We start from the raw sequence: 20,952 nt of genomic DNA, 5'->3' as shown, positions 1-20,952 counted from the left end.
GAAAATGGCCGCGCATAGCGGCCATGGTTCAATATGACAGAGTGGCCCGGATCATCGACCTGTGCCGCGCCGGTAAGTGTCTGGCTTGTCCGGCACCGGCTGCAGCGTGGCCGCAGCGGTGCCTGCGTCCATGGTCTTGCCAAACGTGAACGAGTGCACCGGAACGCCGTCCGGTTCGAACGCGCGGCCCGTGGCCCTGTCGGTTAGAAACCACTCTCCGCTGGACAGTCTGAGAACGTGACAGCCCGGGTGGCGCTGCTCCATCACGGACAGTTCCCTGCGTTCGCGTCTCATACGAACTTCATCGATGACGCCGCGGATCGTCGCGAGAATGGCGAGCGCCGCGATTGCGCCGGAGATGCACGCAATCGGTGTCCACGACGGCCAATGGTGGGTCAGCGCCACGCTATCCAGCACGCGCCAGATGGCGGCAAGAAGGATGGTGCCTGCAATTGCGGGGACGATCACGAATTCAAGGATCATCGGCTGGTCCACGCCGGCTTTGCCGCCGCGTTCGCATCCGTAGTCGATTGCAACGACAGCGTGCCGTCGCTTGCGCAATTGACGCTGCGGCGAATCCGGCGATGCACGTCGCGTCGGAAGACGTTAGCCAGACCCAGGTCAAATCCAAAACTGAAGCTGGCGCCGACCACCAGAATAAACACGGTCTGCGCGAGCAGGATGAGCGTGCTGGCGGCGTGCGGGATGTCGCCGGCTTGCAGGTGCGCGATCGCCGACATCGCTGCCTGGAAAGATGCGGGGGCGATAGACGCACTGATCACCGACGTCCAGAACAGAAGGAGCGGTGTTAGCACGAGCGACACGGCCGCGCTGCGAAGGCCAAAGCCGATGACATTGTGGAGTTGCGCCGCGTAGTTGCGCGGATCGCGGAGTGCATCGAGTTTGAGGCCAATGAGGTCTGTCCCGGTTATCTCGCCGACCCGCGCGCCGTTGACAACGACGGCAAGCAGCGGGCCTGCACTCGAGGCGTTGAGTTCGTTGACCAGCTTACGGATTACATTGCGACGGGCCACCTCGACGCATACACCGGCCAATAGGGACAGGAAGGCTGGCTGGAGATACCCGCCTTCATGGCAGAAGGGGAGCAGGAAGGCGAAGACGCACGCTGCGACGGCAGATGTGAAGGCGATGCTGCCGGGGGTGTTGACTGGATAGTTCACGCTGGCCATATTTGGTCCCAATACGGTTGTAGAAGAAAACGCGCGTTCAGACGATCACTTCGACTTCGGAATCGGACCCGCGCCAGAATGAACCGTCGGCGACATCGAGCACGATCACGGTACGAGTCGCCCGATCATGGCGGGTGACAAAGCCCTCGCCGAACCTGGAGTTTTCTGCCGGATATCGCACGCGGCGCTTGCACAGCGACGTGTCGTCGTGTGGCAGGGGCGGGGCGTGAGGCATTGGCTCGGATCTCCGGAATCGTGCCCGCGCGCGGGTGTAATCCATTGTCGTTCCGGATGCAACCGTGATCGGACGCAAAAGACACAAGGTTTGCAGTCGCTTTTACGTTTCTCGCGTCATCGATCAAGAGATGTTGGCGGCAGAAGCGCGACTTTTATTCCGTTGCGCGAGTCGGATGCAGCGTCAGCTTGTACTGATCGCGCAGCGAGACGGTGACCGAATCGCCCAAGGCCACCTTTGCGGTCGTGCTGTCGTTCCAGCCATGCGAGAGTGGGCGCTGCGTCGCGAAGCCATCGTTCTGGATCGTTTGCATGCCGTCGAGCGTCTGGCGATTCACCCACGCGGCGAGCGAGACGGCATCAGGCGTCGTGTCGGCGAGCGCTAGCTGCAGCGTGTTGCCGATGTCCTCGGTTTCGATCCGGCACTTCGGTTCATCGGTGACGATTCCTGAGTCCGGACGGCATGACGCGACATAGCTGACGCGGACGTAGCTGGTGCTCATCTCCACCGGATTTCGTTTGGAGAGGGTCACGCGCCCACTCGCGGCAACGTTTCCGGACGCGTCGACGAGCCGGTACTCGAGCGTATAGACGATCGGAGGCGCGTCGGCGGCGACTGCGGCCGTTGTGCCAGAGAGGATGATCGGTGCGGCTAGACAAACCAGTAGTTTCTTGAGCATGAGGGTTCTCAATTGGGTGAGCGTTAGAGGACGGTACGGCCTACACCCATTTTGAATTCGCTCTTTCGAAGTCAAGGTCTCGAAAGGGCCATCAGATCATGCGTCTTTTCAAGTTGGCCCGTTGCGGCCAGATCGTTCGTCGGTCAGGTTGAAAGCTATACGTTTTTGTGAAGCATTCCGGCTTAAACCCCTCAACCGGTTGACGGTACGCAGGCGCTTCCAGCGCAATGCAAACGCCGGGGTGCACACATTGAGGCTCTGCAGGTGCGCTCTATCCACAGGTTTATGAACAGAATCTGTGGATAAGTCTGGTTGACCTGTCGATGAAAGCTGCGTTGTTTGCGCGCCCATATTCAATCCGCGCGTGCATCCGTGCCGTTACGATTGTTCGATCTTCCGCGTCTCAGACGCATCGACCCACGCCCGCGCCGTGCGGGTGCTTTCAACTACCCCGACGGGCATGCACGCCCGTCCTGGGAGTGTTCCCGTCTTTCCAGATACGGGAGCACCATGAATCGCGAACGCATCCTCCGCTTCGGAATGATGTTGTATCACCTGTATGGCCTGTCCAATAGCGAACTTGTGCGTATCGCCAAGGCGAAAAGACGCTACTCGACGCACTACCGTGCCGCCGCGCTGCGCCATCTTGTCATCGAAGCACCGCTCTCGGTGACCGGCGGCCAACCGTTCGCGGAACGGCGTCGCCGCGTGCGCAAGCATTACGGCATCTGATCGCTCGCTGTCCACAAATCTTCATTTCCCTTTGGGGCATCTGCCCTAAGGGGCATGCCTCGTTCATTTCAGGAGTCGGGCATGTACAACCACTTCATCAATACTTTCATCGACGCGCAGACAGCAGCGCACCGCCATTACAGTGCCGTCGCTGCAACAGAACGGCGCCTCTTCGGCGCGAGTGGGGAACAGGCGGTCAAAGTGCCTGCCACTCACGAGGTTGTTGCCGAGCTGCGCCACGCGTATGAGACGCTCGCTTCGAGGATCATAGTGAAAGCGAGGCGTCAATTTTCGCGGGGTGAAGCACAACCTGTCGTCAACCGGCAAGGGGTTTTCTCGCGGGCAGGGTTCGACATCGAACGCTCACTCACGCTGGGTGAGGTGCCGGACTTTGACCGCCTCTGGGCCGTCCTCGAGGCGCAACTCGGTGGCATCGGCGCCGCGGCCGGAGAGCTGCAATGAGCCGTCGCCAGCGGGTCGAGCGCGCGGCAATGGGCAGCGATCCATACAAGACCGCGATCATCAAGTCGATGCGAGAGTTTTCGCATTCGCATGATCCTTACTCCGTCTTCTCGGACTTCGTTGAAATCTGTGCGCTTGCGATCAGCAACCGTGTAGATAGCACGCAGTTCGAGCCACGCGAGAAGCGGTATCTGGAGATCGTCGGGAAGTACAAGCCCGAGGAGGTCCAGCGTTTTGCCGCGATGTTTGCGCAACTTCAACTGTGCTATCGGTCGCGCGTCGACGCGATCGGAGACCCTGGTGGCACATGGGTGCCGGATAGCGGACTGGGCGACGTGCTCGGCGAGCTTTTCATGGCGCTCGAGCTGGGCAACGATCGCGCGGGTCAATTCTTCACGCCTTTCAGCGTGTCCCTGCTGATGGCAATGATGACGGTGGGCGACGGCGCCGATGTACGCGAGAAGGGCTTCGTCACGCTGCAGGAGCCGGCATGCGGGTCGGCTGGCATGGTGGTGGCGACCGCGCAGGCGATGCATCAGGCCGGTCTTAACTATCCCGAGACTCTGCACGCAACCTGCGTCGACATCGATCCCCGCTGCGTTCACATGGCGTATGTCCAGTTGTCGTTGCTAGGTATCCCCGCGGTCGTGGTTCACGGCAATGCGCTGTCACTCGAGGTCTGGGGTGTCTGGTACACGCCGGCGCATGTTCTTGTCGGATGGAATCGCAAGCTCCGAAGATGCCGTGAGGCGGAAACAGACGCAGCCTTGCGGCGTCGGCAACAGGACGAAGCGCAGACGCCCCGTCCTGTGATGCCAGACCTGCCAATATCGAGCGCGCCACAGCCGACGCTGGCGGCCTGCCTGGAGCATCCGGAAGTTGTTTGCGAGGAAGACGACGGCGACGTTGCTGTCGCGGTCCGCAGCGAAGGCGGACTCCATGCAGCCGGTACTTGCGAGTCGGTCGTGGACCTCTTCGACCAGTTGACTGAAAACGCTCGCGCGGTTCAACGCGAGACTACGATCTTTGATCGTATTGGGCAAATGACATTGTTCTAATGGTCGGCTAATCTCTGGCGGCTATTCACGTGAGAAGCATTCACGAGAACGCGAAGTGTGTTTAAGGCCCGGTCTTACGACCGGGTTTTTTTTCGCCTGTAGCGGGTCAAAGACGCTATGTTTTCCGCGTCTTTCCGCCGCATCGCCGGTGTTTGCTGAAGGTATCTTTGCTGTACCTACCGCGTCTCTGACGCATCGATCCGCCGGCATGCCCGGCAACACGCTGTTAAACCCCATCGGGAACCACTCCCGAACGGGAGCAGGTTCCCTCTCCGGAGAACCTGCAATGCAACAACCTACTATTCCCCTCAAGCACATCAAGCTCGGCCGGAATCCTCGGACCTACTTCGATCCGAAGAAGATGGCGGAACTGACTGAGTCCGTTCGCGCACGTGGCGTCGATACGCCTGTCATCGTGCGTCCGTTGAACGACGTCGATTTCGAGCTGATCGCCGGTGGGCGCCGATATCGCGCTGCGATGGTGGCCCACGGGGAGGAGTATCCGATGCCAGTCTCGATCCGTGATGTGGGCGATGTCGATGCGCGGATCATTGCGCTGACTGAAAACTCGCAGCGCGATGATCTCTCCCCTTCGGAGGAGGCTATCGACGCGGCGGAGATGCTCGGTCTGCTCGGCGGCGACCGCGACGAAGTCGCGAAGGTCCTCGGCTGGTCGCGCTCCACGGTGGATAGCCGTCTCGCGCTTATGAACTGCTCTCAGGCTGTTCTTGAGGCGGCAAACGCGCGACGAATCAGCCTCGGCATCGCCGAGCTGCTCGCCGCGCTCTCGAAAGAGAATCAGGACAAGGTTCTGCCGGTGATCGTCGCCGAGAAGCGCTCGATCGCCGATGTCCGGAAACTCGTAGAGAGTGCTTCCTGCGCGCTAACGTCAGCTATTTTTGACAAGGCTGATTGCGCTGGTTGTCAGCACAATTCCTCGACGCAAGCGCAAATGTTCGGCGAAGCGATCGGGACGGGCAACTGCACCAACCGAACCTGCTTCAACGAAAAGACGGAAAAGCAGCTTGAGACCGTCGCGATGCCGTTGCGCGACGAGTTTCAGGTAGTGCGAATTGTCCGCGCGGGCGACAACAACACCCGCGTGCAGCTCGCTGTTGACGGACCGAAGGGCGTCGGACTGGAACAGGCGAAAGCCTGCCATGCCTGTGCGAACTACGGTGCGGCCGTGAGCGCGCTTCCCGACTCGATCGGCAAGGTCTATCGCGGTCAGTGCTTCGACACCGTCTGCAACATGAAGATGGTCGGGAAGCGCATCCAGCAGGAGAAGGCCGCCGCTCAGCCCGATAAACCGGCCAGAGACAAGGCCAGGCCGGCAACTAAAGGCGCAACTGGTGGCGCCACAGGTGCTTCGACGTCGACCAATCCATCGGTCACGGTCATTGCAGAATCCGAGAAGGTGAAAACCTATCGGGTCAAACTCTGGCGTAAGGCGCTGCGTGCCGACATCGGGATGAGTCACGATCTGGCGCGGCAGTATCTGATCGCTATCGTGCTCAGTGGCCACGCGCGGCAAATCGATGACAGCGTGTTCCGAAAGCTGTTCGAGCGGATCGCTGGAACCGAGGCGCCGGTGAGCAACCTGCCCAAGGCCGTCGAAGTTGTGCAGGCAGCTAGCGAAACCGCGCTGGCAAACCTCATGATCGGAATGCTGTTCTCCGCGATCGACGGGCTCGATGTCACCTACCTGACGCAGCTCTGCAAAACCCACAAACTGGACCTGAAAAAACACTGGAAGCTCGACAAGGAGTTTCTGGAGTTGATTACCAAGTCCGAAATGATGGTGCTGGCCGACGAGCTGGGCATTCGTGCCGCGCTTGGAGACAGTTTCAAAAAGGTCTTCGCCAAATCGAAGCCCGAGGTCATTGAAGCACTACTTGCAGTCGAAGGTTTCGACTACGCAGGGAAGCTGCCGAAGGTCCTCAAGTTCTGATCCAGCATGACGCTTACGGCGTCAAGTCGCTAACTTCATACGCCGCCACCGAGCGGTGTTTCTTTTTCTCAGGAGTTTTTCATGTTCCAACAACTGGACGCGCTGGTGCGAGCTAGCGGCAAGCTGCAAATGGTGCTCAAGACGGACGGCGACAAGCTGGCGGTGGTTGTGATACCGCAGGGCGATTCGAAAGAGGTTGCGTTGCGTCAGCCGCTTGTTCTCACCGGAACACCGGCGGAACTCGATGAGGGGTTCGCCGCGGCCATCGGCGCGTATTCGGCTGTTCACGCTTCGCTTTCCGAGCAGGTCGCGGCTACCACGGCGATCCTGCAGGAAGCTGAGAAAAGCCATGCATCCAAAGCGCAGAAGTCGCTTGCCAAGGGCGGCAAAGCTGTCCCCCGGGCGGCAACCGACGCGGACAGCGAGGAGGAGGACGACGATCAGGCGGGCGCAAGCTCCGACGCATCGACGCCTTCATCCCAAGTCCCCGTCGCCGAGGAGCCTGCTGGCACCGACCTGTTCTCCCTGATCAAGTGAGGGTATCCATGTCCATCTCAATCGCAAAGCTGTTGCGTGAATTCGTCTACAACGGTGTGAATTTCGCTGACCCCGGTGCGACGTTCTCGCCGCAGGAAGTGCGTGATCTGTATTCCGCGCAGTATCCGGAACTCACGACGGCCGCAATCGAAGGCCCGGAGTACATCGGCGACGTCGCCCGCTTCACGTTCCGGCGTGCTGCGGGTGCGAAGGGTAGCGATGCGTAAGCGCGCGCTCATGCAGAGCATCGCCGATGAAGCGATGCAGACATCGACTGAACCGCCCGAGAGGGCGGTTTTTTTTCATGACAAGGAGATCGAGCAATGCTCTTCGATCCTCGCACAACTGGTCAAGACCTCGCTGCAAACGGCATCGACTGGCAACCGGCACGCAATGCCATTGCCGGACGTCGAACTACCCATGATTTTCTGACGCTTCCGGATGTATCCGGTGCGGTATCGGGAAATGCGAAGCTGAAGTGGCGCACCGACCGTGAAGTTGCAGCGCTGGTTGGTAGTCATTTCGAAGCCGGATATCTCAACCCATCGGACGTGAAGACGTTCAACGGGGCCGGCGATGCGATGGCCCAGGCGTTCTTTGCCTGGGTCGCGCGCAGGTGCGGCGCGTTCCAGCGCATTCGTTTCACACCAGTCCTGTTCGATGTGCCAGCGGTTCGCGACCAGATCATGTATCTGGATAACGAGGGGGAGTTCGAAGTCACGTCGCCGCTGTATCTGGGCATCGAGACCGAGGAGGACCACGTCTTCGTGATTGAGGAGCGTGCGGCGGCACTCGCCGCGGCACATCCGAGGTTGCTCGCAAGCGCACTCATCCTGATCAATCGCGCATCCTTTCGAACGCTAGTCATGCGTACGCCGGACGACTTCCTTTCCCTGTTTGCGCAATGGCACTGGGATGGAGATCCGTGGTGTACGGACGACGACGCGGTTGACATGCTCAAGGAACGGTTCGGCGAAGACACGGAGGAATTTCATCATTTTCTTCCGTCTGTCGTCCGCGACGAACTGTGCCCGAAGGGCATGGAGATCGGACGTTACGACATGCGCCGGCATCGCTGGCGGACGTTCTCCGCGCTCGGTATCACCGAGCTCAGACGCCTGGCATGGACCCAGACAGGATGGATCCGCAATCTCTGCGCGGAACTGGAGCAGCTAACGCTGCTACTGGCGAGCGCCGGGAAGCGACCTCTGTTCGACTGGTCATTCAGGCCCGAGACCGTCTATGCGGCCACGTCCATCGCGGCGAGCGACGACGAGCACGTCACCGACGTGCTCGACACGCACTACAACTACTTCAGCAATGGCGGCGACGGATCGCTTTTTCACGGATTCATCGCGCTTGCAACGTCTCCAGACGACATTCGCCGGCAGTACGCCGACCTGTCGCTTGGCTTTTCCATGCTTCGTCACGTGGATCGCGTGGCAGCCCTTATTACTCGCGACCCTGCAGGGGGATCTCAATGAAACATGTTCATCTTGGGTCGAGCCGTTGCGACGAGCTCTCGTTGACCAGCGCGATTCTCATTTACGCGGAACAGGGAAACACCCCGATGTACGCGACCGTTCATCCGGTCACGCACAGCGGCAAGCGTCCCGTCATCGGCGCAGGTCGGCCGGTTGATCGCAAGGCGCTGTTCGAGAGCGTGAACGCGCTCGCCAGGCGTTGCGCGGTGGCAGGCCAGTTTCTGCCCGACACCGTGCTTTCGATCGACCCCACGGCCATCACCTGGTGGTGTCGCCCCGTTACGCGGCGTGTGTTCTTCGACTGCCGCGAACTCGGGACAGTCAGCGCCGTTGTGCCTCACCCGGGCTTGATCTTTCAGGCGAGCACCACGGGCTTTTACGTGTACGCGCTAGCTGGATCGGGACGGCCCACGCCTGAGACGGCCCTATACGAGCCGCCCTATTTCAACACATGGGATCACGGCAGCATCTGCATCGGTAGCGCGGATGTTCCCGATCGCATCGACGCCTCGTCGATTGGCGGCTGGGAGAGCGGCTTTTTTGAATCTGCATTCACGCACCCCAACGCTGGTGGGAAGCGTGTCGATCATCCGCGTGGCGAATACGCGTTCTGGAAGGAAATGCTGGCCGGCAAGTACGGCGAGCGGTTCCCCCTGAAGCGTCTCGTCCCCATGAACCGGACTCTGGGCGATCTGATCGCCCAGGGCCCCAAAGGCTGAAACATGAATATTCTTGATATGACGCTGCAGAGGTCGTTTCCGACCGTCATGGTGCCGCGCAACGAGGCGGTCGCCGAGATGCAGTCGGCCGGTGAGCGCCTGCTGATCGCCGAAAACGGGGTGTTTCTTGAAATACGCCGGAGCTGGATCAGTCTGGTCAGGCAGGTGGCGCAATTTCACGTCCGCACCGCGGTGCCGTATGGCCGTGTGGTGGAATCGACGAGGCTGTATTTTGATCGCGTTCCGCCCGATCTCATCGGGCAATTCGCAACGATGGCGCGCAAGGCGCATCCCAACGAAACGGGTGCGTGGATCGTGTGGAGTCCAACGACGCAGGCCTTCCGGCTAGCTCCCGTTGGCATTCTCTCGAACGACGGTGATTCGTTGGACTATGAGCCGCCAGCGCTTTTGGGCGACGAATTACTGGTTATGGACTGCCACTCACACGGTTGGCATCCGGCCGGATTCTCGCCGAAAGACGACAAGGATGACCGTCGCGACGTGAAGATGGCGCTGGTCATTGGCAACTGCGACCGGTTGAAGCCGAGTATTGCCGCACGCCTGTGCGCGAAGGGAATATTCGAGGAAACCGAGCGCGTGCCGATGGCATGGTACGAAGCTGTCTGGGCGACGGAGGCTGTATGACCGAGGCTATTGTTCATAAGATGCCTGGACACATGGCAAGCCAACCATGGCGCGTGGTCGTGGTCGGGGCCGGGGGGACGGGCAGTGCAGTATTGCCCTCGCTTGCCCGGCTGCACCATGCGATGCTCGAACTCGGCCATCCCGGCGGGATCGATTGCACCGTCTACGACGATGATGTCGTCAGTGCGACAAACGTGGGGCGCCAGGGGTTTTACCCCAACGATGTCGGCAGTCACAAGGCGTCGCTGATCGTCAACAGGTTGAATGTCCTCATGGGCACCCGCTGGCGGGCGGTCACACAGCGTCTCACTGGTCGTACGGCGATGTACAACGTCGACCTGGTGATCGGGTGTGTGGATACGCGCGCAGCGAGAAAGACGATTCTCGACTCGCTCGCCGGCGCGTCCGTGTACTACCTGGATTGTGGCAACGATACGGACCGTGGGCAGGTGATTCTCGGGCAGATGATGCCCAAGACCGCTCTGCAGAAAAGTCCGCATCGACTGCCACACGTCGGCGACCTGTTCCCGGAGCTCATCGATGCGTTGCAGGACGCGGCAGATGAGACGCCCAGCTGTTCCATGGCCGAGGCGCTGCGCAAGCAGTCGCTGGTTATCAACTCGGCCATTGCGATCCAGGCGTTCAATCTTCTTTGGACGCTATACAGCACTGGCACCTTGAAGTATTCGGGCGTGTTCGTGAACCTTGCAACGGGGCGAACGAACCCGATCCCGATTGACCCAGCGGCATGGGCGCGCTTCGGATACGAAGCGCCTCCACCAAAGGAAAAGAAGGCTCGAAAAAGCCGGAAGTCCGCCGCAGCGTAACGACGCCGCTTCCTATCCAGGGGGCGGCGTTTTTCCTGGTCGAACCGGAAACTGTTCGACGTTTATCTGACCGACTTGGGCAAGAGGTAGAGCCGCGTCAATTTCATGGAAAACGGCGCCGTTCCCGAAGGGGAGCGGCTTCTTTTTTGCATTCGCAATCGCCGGATATCGAAAGCGAGGCTGATCTAGCGACGTTTCCAGGCTTCGTGCTGTCCGCACTGTCCTAGACTTGTTCTATTACCCGCGCTTTTGCGCATCGAACGAGCGCTCTGGCTTGCCCGAGTGCTCAAACTTTGGACCGACGAATATCGGTCGTCTACGGCGAGTTTCTGCTCGTCTTCAACCCAGTTGGGAGCCATTCCCAACGGGACACGGCTCCCGTTTTTTTAGGAGCCACATCCATGTTCAAGCAAAAGGCGGTTGCCTTCATCGCTGCTGCAAACCTCGCCATGACCGTCTGCCTGATTCTTGCGATCGGCTGCGCGATGGTGATTTACGGCTGTGTATATGAGGCAAATTCGCAAATGCATCTGTTGCAGGGCGAAGGTCGCGCTGCGCTCGATGTATACGTGGGCCATATCTCGTCCCATCAGTTGCCTTTTGCCGCCTTCATGTTGGAGTCGGTGACGGGCCACTGTTACGCCCATGGCGCCTTTCTGCAGGGCGCTGGATTCTGGGTCGTGTTTTTCGTCGCGCCGTTGGTCGCAGCAATCGTCTTGCTCGCACGCGGTTTTTCCGGTGCATCGCCGCGCCGCGGCCTGCACTTCGCTGCAGCACAAGTCATCTGATTTTCTCCGTCAGTTTTTCCCGTTAGGGCAACCACCCTAACGGGCCGGTTGCCGTCCATTTTTCGAGGCAACCATGTTCAAGCTCATCACCAGCATCGTTCTTCTTTCCCTTCTGACGGCATGTGCAGGTACCGACTTCGGTTCGCCGAACACGTATCAGCGCTACGACGTCCAGCGCGCAGGCACGCTCGAAGAGGGCACTGTCGTTCGCGTACGCAACATCACGATCGAGGCCAGTTCGGATAACTCCGGGCTGACTTCTCTCCTGAGTGCGGGGGTGGGCGCCTTTCTTGGCACCCGCACCATCGGCAATGGCAACGGTCGTTACATCGCTGGCGCCCTTACCGGAGCCGCTTCCGGCTTCATCACGCAGAAGATTTCGTCGGTCCTGTCGCATCACGCTGGGCTCGAGATCATCGTGCGTACGAACGCTGTTCGCACGCTCGTCGTCGCGCAACCCGACGATCAGGCGTTCGCTCCGGGTGATCACGTGCTTCTCGTGTCGTCCAACTCAGGACTGCGCGTCACGCATTAACGCAATTCACCACGCCGGCATCCGCCGGACATTTCCTGCATAGCGAGGTCTTCCGAAAGGGAGCCTCGCTTTTTTCTTTTCGCGAGTCATTCATGCTCAAAATCCCCAAGGTGTTCTACGCCGATCGCCGCAGTGCGGGCGTGTCAGCAGACGCCGTCATCACCGACCACGCTACGCGCATGTTGCGCCGCGTGGCGCGCGATCTTCGCCTTCGCTCCGGCGAGCACGAGATCGTCGCTGAGTCGGCACGCAGCGGTCGCGGCTGTCGAGTTACCCTCCGTACCCCCGCTGTCATGCTGGAAGTCGCTGATTCGCCCACAAGGCAATCAGTAGCGATGTCGTTCCGCACACGTCGCGGTCGCGCCGATCTGTCGGGTGGCGGCGACAACGCGGTACCGCTCGAGCAGCTGTCCTCTCGTGACGGTTACGATTCGTTGCTGGGCGGCCTGCGGCTCGCCGCTGGGCTCGACGCGGAACGCCGATAGGAGACGCCATGGAAATCGTGGATATCTTCGTCGAATACCCGTCGGGCATGAGCATCGCCGACCGCGCGACGTTCATTCAGCAACTTGAAACGGTGGCGCCTTCCGAGCGGCTTGCGGCGATCCTGCGCGAGTTGGCTGCGTCCGAAGCACCACCAGCAGTGACGGCGATGATCGGTGGCGTCTCGGTGCACCTCGATGCCCGGGTGGACGGCACGTTTTCTGTGTCGCGCGAGAGCGCTTCCGCGAAAAAGTCTCGTTCCCGGTTTCGTCTGTTCAACTTCGGACATTCGTGGAGCAAGGACCAACGCCAGCAGTTTGGGCGCTTTGCTCATACGTTGTCAGCCGCCTCCGCCGCGGGCGCCGTCGGCTACGGGCATTCGATAACGGTCTGGACGCTGGCTGCCGTGTTTAACGTTTCGGCCCTCGTCGTCCTGTTTGTGGTACTGTTTTTAAGAGGCATGGATTCCATGAACGGAGAATGAACATGGGTTTAGGACTTTTTGCATTGGCCATTGGCCTGGCGGTCTGTGCGTATGGCTCGTACATGACCAACCGGGGCCGCAAGGCGGATCGCGAGCGCAGTCATTCTCGTGTTTCCCACTAGACCAAAAACTGACTTTGGGCTGCGCCATGCAGCCCGCCATCAATCAAAGGCTGCACCTTCGAAAGGTGTGGCCTTTTTTCATTTCAGGAACGCATTCATGTCCCAACTCATGGACTTACCAGTCGAGCTTGCTGCGGCCCCGTTTGACCCGGTCGGCAAGAGCGTCGCGAAGGTCGTTGATCAGGTTGCTCGAACCCTACGACGCACCGAAATCGAGCCCGAGTGGGTGTCAATAGCCAACTACATGGACGATCCAAACGAGAAGCAGTACGGTCTTCGCCCCGCGACCGAATGGCCCGCCACGTTCGCGCGGCGCCACCGGGTCAGTCTCTCGGTTGAACGCGGCACGTCGGAGGGCTGGATCATCCAGGCGGACTTCGTTTGTGTAGTTGACGAGGCCGATGGCAGCGGCTGGCAAAGCATTCCACTGATGCGCATCAAATCGCTATCGCGCTCGCAAGCCTGGACGGTTGCGGCGGTCGTCGCACGGCTGCTCGATATCGACTGAGCATCACCCGTTTCATCTTTTCCCATATGGGGCAATCGCCCCACGGGGTGATTGCCTCTTCATTTATTCGCATGAGGCAAGCATGTACACCCTGACTACTCCTACTTCCCAGTTTGCACTTCAGACGTTGATCGAAGTGTTTCAGTTGTTCCAGAGCGAACCGACTTTCAAGGCGGTGGCCACGGCCGACGTCCAGCTTTACCGCGACGACTGGCCGGTGAACGTGACGCGCTTCAACGGGGCGTTGACCATCCGTCACACGCAGGCGGCAGCGGAATTCGCTGCGTCGCTCGTCGACGAGGCCGCGACCGCCTGGTTTGACCGGGGCAGCGAGATAGCAGCACCATGGCAAGTTCGTCCGCAACACTGGGAAAGCTTCCAGGCGCTGTTTCGCCTGGACAGGGACGTGCGCATGCTGTTCTCGTCCAGCCAGATCGAGGCTGAGAAGGCAGCCGCAAAGGCCTGCGGCGAGTACTTCCAGTTTTCCAATTGCATCGACCGGGCTGCGATGGAGCGCCTGGGGTTCGGGTTCAACGGCCCCCTTGAACCGGTTAGCCGTCAGATGAATGGCCGGCACGAGGTGCATGTCGCTTATGCGCTTGTGGCCAATCGACCGGTTCCAGAATCGGTCATCGCCGATTACCGTGCGATGGGGGAGTCGTTCAAGTATGGGTTGGAATGGGCGCGCCCGCTGCTCGACGTGCCTGAACTGCGTGGTGCATTGCACCCACGCAAGTGGGCGGCGCTGGCGCAAGTTCTCCGGCACGAGAAGATCATGCTCACCAGCGAGACCGTGTCCGTGTACTTCGACGCTGTGAGGTCACTGCCGGACGACTTCAACCCGCTCGCCGTCGACGATCGGCTCCATGAGGTCGGTTTGCTGCAATCACTACCGCTGCCAGACCGGTTCATGTCTCCGCTCGATCTCGGCACGCCGGTGTCGGCGCTTGCAACCCGCCTGCGTGAGCTGGTGGCGGATAACCGGCGCGCCGTTGATCTTCAGCGAGCCGAGGACGAGCTTGCCAAAGGTCATATCAGCAAGCGTCTATACCGGTTGAAACACCAGATGGCGCTCCTCGATCATGGCCGGTCGACCTACGAATGGCCGAACCGCTTCGCCACAGGGCTCGCCGAGCGCAACGTGGAGTTCCTGCTGTCGGTGCTCGATACGGCAGACGATCGCAACCGGATCAGCAAGCAGGCAGTGCGTGAGGTGCTTGGCGTGAAACTCCGCGGTCTGAAGCCAGCCGATCGACGTCGCGCGGTCTTCGCCCTTTGTGGTTTCGATGAAACGGCCCAGTCTGCATGGGAGACTGCGGAGGCAGTCCGGCGCGAGGCGGAACAGCGCGCGGAGGACGCGAGACGGGCGAGAGAGGCGGCCGAGGGCTCGAAGTACCGACGTCCTGATGGCTCCCTGGTGAGCGGTGCGGCCCACGTCGACGAGTCGATCGCGGAGGGCTTTGTCGAACTTCGCGACTGGCGCAAAGGTGCGAGCCGGCAGTATGCGCTTGTGAACCCTGTCAGCAAGGAAGGTCGCGCGCTGCGCGCGAAAGACGGCACCCTGGCGTACGCCAGGACCGTGCTGGATGCGCGGCTCGCGGCCTGATCCTTTCGGTTACCGTTTCAGGAGCGAATTATGAAAGACATGATCGTTGAGTGTCTTGGGCGGTTTGGCTGGCGAAAAGACCGGATCGTCGATGCCTTCAGTAAGACATTCGAGACCGTTGTTGCGCCGAAGCAGGCCAGCATCTGGTTGAGTTCCAGTCAGGAGGGCAATCGGTGGTGGCTAACCAACGCGGACTTCACCAGTGCAGGCGAAAATGTACTGGCCGCGAGCCATGCGATTTTTCCAGGCGGCATGCTTCAGAGCGAAATCGAGCAGACCGTCGCGGCGCTTGTGGTCGAGATGGAGCGCAAGATCGCAGGAGCGTATTCGGTTCGTCTGTTAGGAAAATAAGCCGTAAAAACACCGCCCCACGAAATGTATTTGTCGTCGTTTCTCAGCCCTCCGCGCGCAACTGCGTCTGGAGGGCTTTTTTATACCCGATTCCAGCGCCTTTTGCCGGCGCTGCTTTTTAACTGGAGACCGATATGCGTTTTGACCGCAGACCGCGTGTCGAAGGCCTGACGTGGACCGCACGAAGGGAAGCTGCCTACCTGCGGCGGCACAAGCGGGCTCAGGAGAAGATTGACCGCGAGTATCCGCTGTTCGCGCATCAGTTTGCACCGGCACCGATGAATGACGTCGACGCCGAGAAAGAGCGTCGGGAACGGATGGCGCTTGCAGGTGACCAGCGTATGCGCAACCTCGAGGCGAAGCACTGGCGTGAGGGTAGGGCCGCATACTTCGCGTGTGAGCCGAGCGTTCGCGGGCAGATCATCGCCGAGTGGACAGGTTGGCGAGGTCCGGCGAGAGCCGGCTATTTCATCTACGTCGTCGAAAAGCACAGCGGGGCTGCTAACGAAAGAGCGCGGCAGTATCGCGCCAGAGTCGCGAAGTTGCGGGCACAGATCGAGAAGCAGCTCGATGCTGAGTGTTCCCTGGCGCTTTTCTAATCATCGTTTGAACGGGCCGGCGCTTACGCGTCGGCTTTTTTTTGAGCTACAGGTTTGCTCGCCTGCCCAAAGCTGGGTCGAAAATCGAACCTTTCTGCAGAGTGCTATCACGGCAGGCGCCTAGACTTCAGTAATCACCTGCGTCCATGACGCATCGATCCGCCGCATGCCGGCATTCCACTTTGCCCCGCCGGGAACACGTCCCCTCGGGCGTCGTTCGTGGGGCTCACGATGAGGTATCCCATGAACCAGCAGCCCGCACCACCTGAAGAGCCGGATGTAACGATCGTCGAGGTTGAGAATGCGATCAACGTCTGGCGTAACCGGTCGCCCTCGCCAGTAAGCGACGACGAGCCATTGATCCTTTGCACCCAGGCACGCACGCTTGCGGACCTCTACGGGCGCATGATCGTGGAACGGCGCACGAGCGTGCCGATAGCGAAAATCTCCGCCGCGCAGAAAACTGCGTTGGAACGGGCGAAACCGTAGTACTGCATTTTTCCGCGTCAATTGACGCATCGATCTGCCGCATCGCGGCATTCCATCTTCCCCACAGGGACCACGTCCCTGCGGGGCGTCGTTCGTGTGGGGGTTTCTTTCTCAGGAAGACCCATGAACGCACCTTCATCCCCGGTCGCCACGCGACCCACTGTCAATCCGGCTCAACTCTTCGAACTGCTCACGGCCTACGTGCCGGCACAACTGCCAGTGCTCATCACCGGCAGTCCGGGCATCGGCAAGAGCGACATCGTCGAACAGGTCGCGCAAGCGACTAATCACGATCTGCTCATCAGTCACCCGGTTGTCGAGGATCCGACTGACTCCAAGGGCTTGCCGTTTCCGTCGAAAGACGGCATGACGGCGGCGCACCTCCCGTTTGGCGATCTCGAGCGGGCGGTCAACAGCGACAAGCCGCTCATCTGGTTTCTGGACGATCTCGGGCAGGCGTCTCCGGCCGTTCAGGCGGCCAAGATGCAACTGCTGCTTGCACGGCGCGTGGGTACCCATGCCCTCCCACCGCATGTGACGTTCGTCGCTGCCACCAATCGTCGTACGGACAACGCTGGGGTTACGGGGATTCTCGATCCCGTCATTTCACGCTTCGCGACGGTCGTTGAGTTGCAGCCGTCGGTCAACGACTGGACGGCGTGGGCGGTCCGCAACAATCAACCGGTCGAGCTGATCGCATTCCTTCGTTTCCGTCCGGATCTGCTCTCGGTCCCAAAGAGAGGGCGCGACATCGAGAACTCGCCGAGTCCCCGAAGCTGGGGGTTTTTGGGAAAGACGATGCCCGTTGTGGCGAGGGGACTGGAACTTCTCTCGTACTCAGGAACGGTCGGCGGCGAAGCCGCGGCAGAGTTCATGAGTTTCCTCGGAATCTACAGGCAGCTTCCATCACCGGATTCGATTCTGCTGAATCCCGATACCGCCCCGATCCCGGAAAACACCTCGGCGCTCTATGCGGTGACCGCGGCTCTCGCTGCGTACTCCAACGAAGGCAACTTCGATCGCGTGCTGACGTACACGGACCGGATCATCGGTGGTGGGCACCGTGAGTTCGGGGCTTTGCTTGTGCGCGATGCGCTTCGTCGCACCCCGACGCTTGCAAACACCGACGCATTCGTTCGTGCCCAGGGCGGTGAGATCGGAAAGATCATCCAGGGCAACTAACCCCTTCTGTTTTCTGCTGTTTCTGGCCACGACCTGCATCCGCGCGTCGTGGCTTTTTTCTGTCTGCCTCATCCATACCCTTACTTTGCTGGAGTTATCCATGAACATCACCGATATCAAATCGAAGGTCATGCTGTCGTCGGTCACGATCTCCGCGTGGCACGCCCGTTGTTTCGACGGGAAGGTTACCGAGGAGGTCGAGAAGTCGCATCAGGCCAAAGGCATCGGGCGCTTTAACAAGCGGCTGATGCCGGAGCACGCGCCGAGTTACAAGGAAGCGGTGTCGATCGGGAACCGCATCCGGGCGTACTACTATGATCACTCGCTGGACTACGACCAGCTGGGTGTACGCCTCCTGCCGACGATGATCTACATGGACTTCGCCGACCACATGCGCAAGCTGAAGGATGAGTTCGACCTGGCCGTTTCGGTTTTCCTGACGGACTATCTTGACCTGAAGGAACAGGCGCGCGCGGAACTGAACGGCCTGTTCAACGAAGCGGACTATCCGAGCCTCGCGCAGATGTCCGGAAAGTTCGGCATCAAGATGGCCGTGTTGCCGTTTCCGGACGCAAGCCAGTTCGGTATTGACCTGCCAGGCGACGTACTTTCGTCGCTTCAAGGCGAGATTGATCAGCACGTTCTGGCCAGCATTTCGACGGCCAACAACGATCTGGTCGGCCGTCTGTATGAGGCTACCTCGAAGCTGGCTGACCGGCTGTACGCGGAAGGCAACGTCCGACTGGACGTGACCAATCAGGTGCGCGAACTGTGCGAGCTGCTGCCGAAGCTGAATTTCAGCAACGATCCGAAGCTCACGCATATTCTCGATCAGGCGAACAGGCACCTTGCCGTTCATACCGGTGCGGATCTGAAAGAGTCTCGCGCGCTGCGCTCGCAGGTTGCCGCCAAAGCCCAGGAAATCGAAGGGCTGATGGCGGCGTTTATGGGCGGCGCGCCGGAGCCGATGCAGGATCAGGCGCCGGCGCTGGAAAATCAGACGCCGCTTCTGCGACTCGTTGCCTGAGGTACGCATGGATCCGCGAATCTCAAAGCAGCGCACCGCGCTTGTTCTGGACCAGCCGTTCTTCGGTGCGCTGGCGCTTCGTCTGGCCGTCGTGGAGGATCCGTCCTGCGAGACGTTCTGGACCGACTCGGAGCGGGTAGGTTACAACCCGACGTATCTGGCAAGTGTGAACGATCTTGAAGTTCGGGGCGTGCTGGCGCATGAGGTATTGCACGTGGCCAATGGTCACTGCTGGCGTATGGGCGATCGTGACCCGGACCTTTGGAACGACGCCTGCGACCATGCGATCAACCCGGTCCTGAAATCGGCGGGATTCATTCTGCCGGCCGGGGCTCTGATCGATCCTCGTTTTTCAGGAATGGCGGCCGAAGAGATTTACTCGATCCTCGCGCAGGAGGCGCGGAAGAGGGAGAAGGGGAAGAAGGATGGTGGCAAAACGGATGGGAAGCCCGGCGACAAGTCAGGTGGACAATCCGGGGGCAATACCCCGCCGCAATCCGCGAACGGCGCGAACACTCCGAACGCAACCCCGAGCCCCAAATCCGCGCCTTCGTGCGGCGAGGTACGCCAGTATCGGGGCGACGACAAGCCGGTGAAGGAGGCCGAGTGGAAGGTCGCCGTGCTACAGGCTGCGAAAGCGGCCCAGATGCGCGTTGGTCTGCCCGGCGGGCTGCAGGCGATGGTCGGGCAGGCAGTTGAGCCGATTGTCGACTGGCGCTCGATCCTGCACCGGTTTGCGCAGCAGGCGTCGCCGACTGACTACAGCTTCGCGATGCCTAACCGTCGCTATCTGCATCGGGGCCTGTACCTGCCGGCGCTGCATGAACCGGCTGTGGGTGATGCGGTGTTTGTGCGCGATTCCAGCGGCTCGGTATTCGACGAAACGCAGGCGCAGTTCGACGCGGAGATTCTCGCCGTGAACGACAGTCTGCGGCCGCGGCGGCTCATCGTGATGGATTGCGATGTGCGCGTCACCCAGGTGCAGATCTTCGAACGGGGCGACCCGATCGATCTTCTGCCTGTCCGGGGTGGCGGTAGCACTGCGTTCGTCGATCCGTTCGCGCGTGTCGCGGAAGAGGGGATTAATCCCGCATTTCTCGTCTATCTGACGGATATGGACGGGCGGTTCCCGGATGAGGCACCCGGGTTTCCCGTCCTCTGGGCGTCGACTACACCACTGCGGCGCGCCAAGCAGGCACCGTTTGGCGAGATGATGGAAGTGATCTGTTGAGTGGGCATGTTGTTGTTGCCCGTTTCCCTTACCCAAACCCGGCTCGATGCAGCCGGGTTTTTTTATGGGCGCGCGGTTATTCGAAGAGGTCCGCCTGGGTGTAGACCACGTTCCGTGTGCGCTGGGGCGCTTCCTTTGGCTTCTCCTCGATGCGGAAGAAGTCCGGGTCAACGCCGGCGTGTTTGGCGGCCGCCAGCCAGTCGGGCATCGGACCGACCCCGTTCCAGTCGTTGCCTCGCGCGTCGCGATAAATCGGCGGGTGTGCGAGATCTTCTTCTATCGACGCGCCCAGCGCTTCGAATGTGATACCGAACTCTGCCATGCGGCGGCGGATCCAGATGATGAGGCGGTCGCGCGCCTCGCCGTCAGCTATTTTCCCTTTCATTCTCAAATACCGGTTTAGGTTGCCGGATTATAACGAGAGGCAGAAAAAAGCCCGCCTCGAGGGCGGGCTGAATCCATATCGGAGGAGACATGGAGGAGACGGAATTAAGTATAAACCCGAATCCGGAAAGCTGCATGCATCGCCCGAACAACACTGAATTGCAAAACGGGCACTCAGGCGCGCTTGCGTGCGACCTGTTCGAAGGACTCGCCTGCCCGGAAGCGGTCAAGTCGGTCGCTGGCATCAGCGATTACCGATAACGGCGCGCGCTGCAACTGGTAATCGTAAGTGGTTGCGATGGTCGCAAACTGCGCGAATCCATCCTCGTCGAGGATCCAGACACCGGTGTCACGGCCGCGATCAAATGCCGCCGAAATGACGCTTTCCGCGCTCTGCATCTGATCGAAAGTCGCCGCGCCATATCCAGCCTCGGCCAGCAGACCGGTGAGAATCATTGCCTGGGTCATCGTTTGCGCAGCCTGTACGTTGCCGCAGCCGCGCCTGAGCGCGTCCAGCGCGATATGAACCTGCAGCGAAAGCTCGTCGGCCGATGCGCGGGGCATCGGCAGCAACAGGGTCTTCGCGCGGCGTGCGCGGGCCGCCTGCGGGTTTCGGTTGAACGGAATTGTTTTTGCCATCGTTG

Annotated in this window: 28 protein-coding genes; 22 read left to right on the top strand and 6 right to left on the bottom strand. The window is 60.4% G+C overall.

The window, feature by feature from the left end; translation table 11 throughout:
• Nucleotides 1-51 precede the first annotated feature (51 nt).
• The 4 genes from ACAX43_RS29785 to ACAX43_RS29770 form a co-directional block, all read right to left on the bottom strand.
• Nucleotides 52-495: a hypothetical protein gene (locus ACAX43_RS29785; protein ID WP_370711926.1), complete on the bottom strand. Its 444-nt coding sequence runs from the start codon at nt 493-495 to the stop codon at nt 52-54.
• Nucleotides 480-1,190 carry a hypothetical protein gene (locus ACAX43_RS29780; protein ID WP_370711925.1) on the bottom strand — a complete coding sequence of 237 codons (711 nt, stop codon included), beginning with the start codon at nt 1,188-1,190 and terminating at the stop codon, nt 480-482. The genes ACAX43_RS29785 and ACAX43_RS29780 overlap by 16 nt, the downstream gene beginning before the upstream one ends.
• Nucleotides 1,191-1,227: 37 nt before the next feature.
• Entirely contained in the window at nt 1,228-1,425 is a 198-nt protein-coding gene (locus tag ACAX43_RS29775; RefSeq protein ID WP_370711924.1) for a hypothetical protein, read from the bottom strand.
• A 154-nt stretch (nt 1,426-1,579) separates the two neighbouring features.
• Nucleotides 1,580-2,104, bottom strand: a complete 525-nt coding sequence (locus ACAX43_RS29770; RefSeq protein WP_370711923.1) for a hypothetical protein — start codon at nt 2,102-2,104, stop codon at nt 1,580-1,582.
• Between the two features lie 510 nt (nt 2,105-2,614).
• Between ACAX43_RS29770 and ACAX43_RS29765 the strand changes: the two genes are divergently transcribed.
• From ACAX43_RS29765 to ACAX43_RS29660, 22 genes are all read left to right on the top strand, one after another.
• Nucleotides 2,615-2,836, top strand: coding sequence for a hypothetical protein (locus ACAX43_RS29765; protein WP_370711922.1), 222 nt, complete (start codon nt 2,615-2,617; stop codon nt 2,834-2,836).
• Between the two features lie 81 nt (nt 2,837-2,917).
• Nucleotides 2,918-3,298, top strand: coding sequence for a hypothetical protein (locus tag ACAX43_RS29760; protein WP_370711921.1), 381 nt, complete (start codon nt 2,918-2,920; stop codon nt 3,296-3,298).
• On the top strand, nt 3,295-4,356 hold the full coding sequence (locus tag ACAX43_RS29755) for an N-6 DNA methylase (protein WP_370711920.1): 1,062 nt from the start codon (nt 3,295-3,297) through the stop codon (nt 4,354-4,356). Before ACAX43_RS29760 ends, ACAX43_RS29755 begins: the two co-directional genes overlap by 4 nt.
• Nucleotides 4,357-4,642: 286 nt before the next feature.
• Nucleotides 4,643-6,307 carry a PRTRC system ParB family protein gene (locus tag ACAX43_RS29750; RefSeq protein ID WP_370711919.1) on the top strand — a complete coding sequence of 555 codons (1,665 nt, stop codon included), beginning with the start codon at nt 4,643-4,645 and terminating at the stop codon, nt 6,305-6,307.
• An 81-nt stretch (nt 6,308-6,388) separates the two neighbouring features.
• Entirely contained in the window at nt 6,389-6,844 is a 456-nt protein-coding gene (locus tag ACAX43_RS29745) for a PRTRC system protein E (protein ID WP_370711918.1), read from the top strand.
• Between the two features lie 8 nt (nt 6,845-6,852).
• Entirely contained in the window at nt 6,853-7,071 is a 219-nt protein-coding gene (locus ACAX43_RS29740; RefSeq protein ID WP_370711917.1) for a PRTRC system protein C, read from the top strand.
• 96 nt (nt 7,072-7,167) lie between these two features.
• Nucleotides 7,168-8,328 carry a PRTRC system protein F gene (locus tag ACAX43_RS29735; protein WP_370711916.1) on the top strand — a complete coding sequence of 387 codons (1,161 nt, stop codon included), beginning with the start codon at nt 7,168-7,170 and terminating at the stop codon, nt 8,326-8,328.
• Complete coding sequence (locus ACAX43_RS29730; protein WP_370711915.1) at nt 8,325-9,047, top strand: PRTRC system protein B; 723 nt, start codon at nt 8,325-8,327, stop codon at nt 9,045-9,047. The genes ACAX43_RS29735 and ACAX43_RS29730 overlap by 4 nt, the downstream gene beginning before the upstream one ends.
• Before the next feature lie 3 nt (nt 9,048-9,050).
• Complete coding sequence (locus ACAX43_RS29725; protein ID WP_370711914.1) at nt 9,051-9,692, top strand: PRTRC system protein A; 642 nt, start codon at nt 9,051-9,053, stop codon at nt 9,690-9,692.
• Nucleotides 9,689-10,519: a PRTRC system ThiF family protein gene (locus ACAX43_RS29720; RefSeq protein ID WP_370711913.1), complete on the top strand. Its 831-nt coding sequence runs from the start codon at nt 9,689-9,691 to the stop codon at nt 10,517-10,519. Before ACAX43_RS29725 ends, ACAX43_RS29720 begins: the two co-directional genes overlap by 4 nt.
• A 401-nt stretch (nt 10,520-10,920) precedes the next feature.
• Complete coding sequence (locus tag ACAX43_RS29715) at nt 10,921-11,307, top strand: hypothetical protein (protein ID WP_370711912.1); 387 nt, start codon at nt 10,921-10,923, stop codon at nt 11,305-11,307.
• A gap of 73 nt (nt 11,308-11,380) precedes the next feature.
• On the top strand, nt 11,381-11,842 hold the full coding sequence (locus tag ACAX43_RS29710; protein WP_370711911.1) for a hypothetical protein: 462 nt from the start codon (nt 11,381-11,383) through the stop codon (nt 11,840-11,842).
• Between the two features lie 92 nt (nt 11,843-11,934).
• Nucleotides 11,935-12,327, top strand: coding sequence for a hypothetical protein (locus ACAX43_RS29705; RefSeq protein WP_370711910.1), 393 nt, complete (start codon nt 11,935-11,937; stop codon nt 12,325-12,327).
• An 8-nt stretch (nt 12,328-12,335) separates the two neighbouring features.
• Nucleotides 12,336-12,809 carry a hypothetical protein gene (locus ACAX43_RS29700; protein ID WP_370711909.1) on the top strand — a complete coding sequence of 158 codons (474 nt, stop codon included), beginning with the start codon at nt 12,336-12,338 and terminating at the stop codon, nt 12,807-12,809.
• Between the two features lie 219 nt (nt 12,810-13,028).
• Nucleotides 13,029-13,439 carry a hypothetical protein gene (locus ACAX43_RS29695; RefSeq protein WP_370711908.1) on the top strand — a complete coding sequence of 137 codons (411 nt, stop codon included), beginning with the start codon at nt 13,029-13,031 and terminating at the stop codon, nt 13,437-13,439.
• Nucleotides 13,440-13,521: 82 nt separating this feature from the next.
• On the top strand, nt 13,522-15,045 hold the full coding sequence (locus ACAX43_RS29690; protein WP_370711907.1) for a hypothetical protein: 1,524 nt from the start codon (nt 13,522-13,524) through the stop codon (nt 15,043-15,045).
• Nucleotides 15,046-15,075: 30 nt separating this feature from the next.
• Nucleotides 15,076-15,396, top strand: coding sequence for a hypothetical protein (locus ACAX43_RS29685; RefSeq protein ID WP_370711906.1), 321 nt, complete (start codon nt 15,076-15,078; stop codon nt 15,394-15,396).
• Between the two features lie 134 nt (nt 15,397-15,530).
• Nucleotides 15,531-15,995 (top strand): hypothetical protein, encoded by a 465-nt coding sequence (locus ACAX43_RS29680; RefSeq protein WP_370711905.1) that lies wholly within the window; start codon nt 15,531-15,533, stop codon nt 15,993-15,995.
• Between the two features lie 243 nt (nt 15,996-16,238).
• Nucleotides 16,239-16,484, top strand: a complete 246-nt coding sequence (locus ACAX43_RS29675) for a DUF3717 domain-containing protein (protein ID WP_370711904.1) — start codon at nt 16,239-16,241, stop codon at nt 16,482-16,484.
• A 123-nt stretch (nt 16,485-16,607) separates the two neighbouring features.
• On the top strand, nt 16,608-17,666 hold the full coding sequence (locus ACAX43_RS29670; RefSeq protein WP_370711903.1) for an ATP-binding protein: 1,059 nt from the start codon (nt 16,608-16,610) through the stop codon (nt 17,664-17,666).
• 100 nt (nt 17,667-17,766) lie between these two features.
• Complete coding sequence (locus ACAX43_RS29665) at nt 17,767-18,693, top strand: hypothetical protein (RefSeq protein WP_370712000.1); 927 nt, start codon at nt 17,767-17,769, stop codon at nt 18,691-18,693.
• Nucleotides 18,694-18,700: 7 nt separating this feature from the next.
• Complete coding sequence (locus ACAX43_RS29660) at nt 18,701-19,924, top strand: VWA-like domain-containing protein (RefSeq protein ID WP_370711902.1); 1,224 nt, start codon at nt 18,701-18,703, stop codon at nt 19,922-19,924.
• Nucleotides 19,925-20,000: 76 nt separating this feature from the next.
• Here ACAX43_RS29660 and ACAX43_RS29655 read toward each other — a convergent pair whose 3' ends face one another.
• Together ACAX43_RS29655 and ACAX43_RS29650 are read right to left on the bottom strand one after the other, a co-directional pair.
• On the bottom strand, nt 20,001-20,309 hold the full coding sequence (locus ACAX43_RS29655) for a hypothetical protein (protein WP_370711901.1): 309 nt from the start codon (nt 20,307-20,309) through the stop codon (nt 20,001-20,003).
• A gap of 173 nt (nt 20,310-20,482) precedes the next feature.
• A complete protein-coding gene (locus tag ACAX43_RS29650) occupies nt 20,483-20,947 on the bottom strand; it encodes a hypothetical protein (protein WP_370711900.1) in 465 nt (154 codons plus the stop codon).
• Between the last annotated feature and the right edge of the window lie 5 nt (nt 20,948-20,952).

Origin of the sequence: Paraburkholderia sp. IW21, from assembly GCF_041321145.1 — a bacterium.
In the GTDB taxonomy this organism is placed as follows: Bacteria; Pseudomonadota; Gammaproteobacteria; order Burkholderiales; family Burkholderiaceae; genus Paraburkholderia.
The sequence above is the reverse complement of the archived record's forward strand: the minus strand, read 5'-3'. Positions and strand labels throughout refer to the sequence as shown.

Excerpts from the sequence above, each read along its gene's own strand:
- ACAX43_RS29780 (WP_370711925.1), bottom strand. The coding sequence starts at position 1,190 with ATGGCCAGCGTGAACTATCCAGTCAACACCCCCGGCAGCATCGCCTTC.
- ACAX43_RS29775 (WP_370711924.1), bottom strand. The coding sequence starts at position 1,425 with ATGCCTCACGCCCCGCCCCTGCCACACGACGACACGTCGCTGTGCAAG.
- ACAX43_RS29770 (WP_370711923.1), bottom strand. The coding sequence starts at position 2,104 with ATGCTCAAGAAACTACTGGTTTGTCTAGCCGCACCGATCATCCTCTCT.
- ACAX43_RS29765 (WP_370711922.1), top strand. The coding sequence starts at position 2,615 with ATGAATCGCGAACGCATCCTCCGCTTCGGAATGATGTTGTATCACCTG.
- ACAX43_RS29760 (WP_370711921.1), top strand. The coding sequence starts at position 2,918 with ATGTACAACCACTTCATCAATACTTTCATCGACGCGCAGACAGCAGCG.
- ACAX43_RS29755 (WP_370711920.1), top strand. The coding sequence starts at position 3,295 with ATGAGCCGTCGCCAGCGGGTCGAGCGCGCGGCAATGGGCAGCGATCCA.
- ACAX43_RS29750 (WP_370711919.1), top strand. The coding sequence starts at position 4,643 with ATGCAACAACCTACTATTCCCCTCAAGCACATCAAGCTCGGCCGGAAT.
- ACAX43_RS29745 (WP_370711918.1), top strand. The coding sequence starts at position 6,389 with ATGTTCCAACAACTGGACGCGCTGGTGCGAGCTAGCGGCAAGCTGCAA.
- ACAX43_RS29740 (WP_370711917.1), top strand. The coding sequence starts at position 6,853 with ATGTCCATCTCAATCGCAAAGCTGTTGCGTGAATTCGTCTACAACGGT.
- ACAX43_RS29735 (WP_370711916.1), top strand. The coding sequence starts at position 7,168 with ATGCTCTTCGATCCTCGCACAACTGGTCAAGACCTCGCTGCAAACGGC.
- ACAX43_RS29730 (WP_370711915.1), top strand. The coding sequence starts at position 8,325 with ATGAAACATGTTCATCTTGGGTCGAGCCGTTGCGACGAGCTCTCGTTG.
- ACAX43_RS29725 (WP_370711914.1), top strand. The coding sequence starts at position 9,051 with ATGAATATTCTTGATATGACGCTGCAGAGGTCGTTTCCGACCGTCATG.
- ACAX43_RS29720 (WP_370711913.1), top strand. The coding sequence starts at position 9,689 with ATGACCGAGGCTATTGTTCATAAGATGCCTGGACACATGGCAAGCCAA.
- ACAX43_RS29715 (WP_370711912.1), top strand. The coding sequence starts at position 10,921 with ATGTTCAAGCAAAAGGCGGTTGCCTTCATCGCTGCTGCAAACCTCGCC.
- ACAX43_RS29710 (WP_370711911.1), top strand. The coding sequence starts at position 11,381 with ATGTTCAAGCTCATCACCAGCATCGTTCTTCTTTCCCTTCTGACGGCA.
- ACAX43_RS29705 (WP_370711910.1), top strand. The coding sequence starts at position 11,935 with ATGCTCAAAATCCCCAAGGTGTTCTACGCCGATCGCCGCAGTGCGGGC.
- ACAX43_RS29700 (WP_370711909.1), top strand. The coding sequence starts at position 12,336 with ATGGAAATCGTGGATATCTTCGTCGAATACCCGTCGGGCATGAGCATC.
- ACAX43_RS29695 (WP_370711908.1), top strand. The coding sequence starts at position 13,029 with ATGTCCCAACTCATGGACTTACCAGTCGAGCTTGCTGCGGCCCCGTTT.
- ACAX43_RS29690 (WP_370711907.1), top strand. The coding sequence starts at position 13,522 with ATGTACACCCTGACTACTCCTACTTCCCAGTTTGCACTTCAGACGTTG.
- ACAX43_RS29685 (WP_370711906.1), top strand. The coding sequence starts at position 15,076 with ATGAAAGACATGATCGTTGAGTGTCTTGGGCGGTTTGGCTGGCGAAAA.
- ACAX43_RS29680 (WP_370711905.1), top strand. The coding sequence starts at position 15,531 with ATGCGTTTTGACCGCAGACCGCGTGTCGAAGGCCTGACGTGGACCGCA.
- ACAX43_RS29675 (WP_370711904.1), top strand. The coding sequence starts at position 16,239 with ATGAACCAGCAGCCCGCACCACCTGAAGAGCCGGATGTAACGATCGTC.
- ACAX43_RS29670 (WP_370711903.1), top strand. The coding sequence starts at position 16,608 with ATGAACGCACCTTCATCCCCGGTCGCCACGCGACCCACTGTCAATCCG.
- ACAX43_RS29665 (WP_370712000.1), top strand. The coding sequence starts at position 17,767 with ATGAACATCACCGATATCAAATCGAAGGTCATGCTGTCGTCGGTCACG.
- ACAX43_RS29660 (WP_370711902.1), top strand. The coding sequence starts at position 18,701 with ATGGATCCGCGAATCTCAAAGCAGCGCACCGCGCTTGTTCTGGACCAG.
- ACAX43_RS29655 (WP_370711901.1), bottom strand. The coding sequence starts at position 20,309 with ATGAAAGGGAAAATAGCTGACGGCGAGGCGCGCGACCGCCTCATCATC.
- ACAX43_RS29650 (WP_370711900.1), bottom strand. The coding sequence starts at position 20,947 with ATGGCAAAAACAATTCCGTTCAACCGAAACCCGCAGGCGGCCCGCGCA.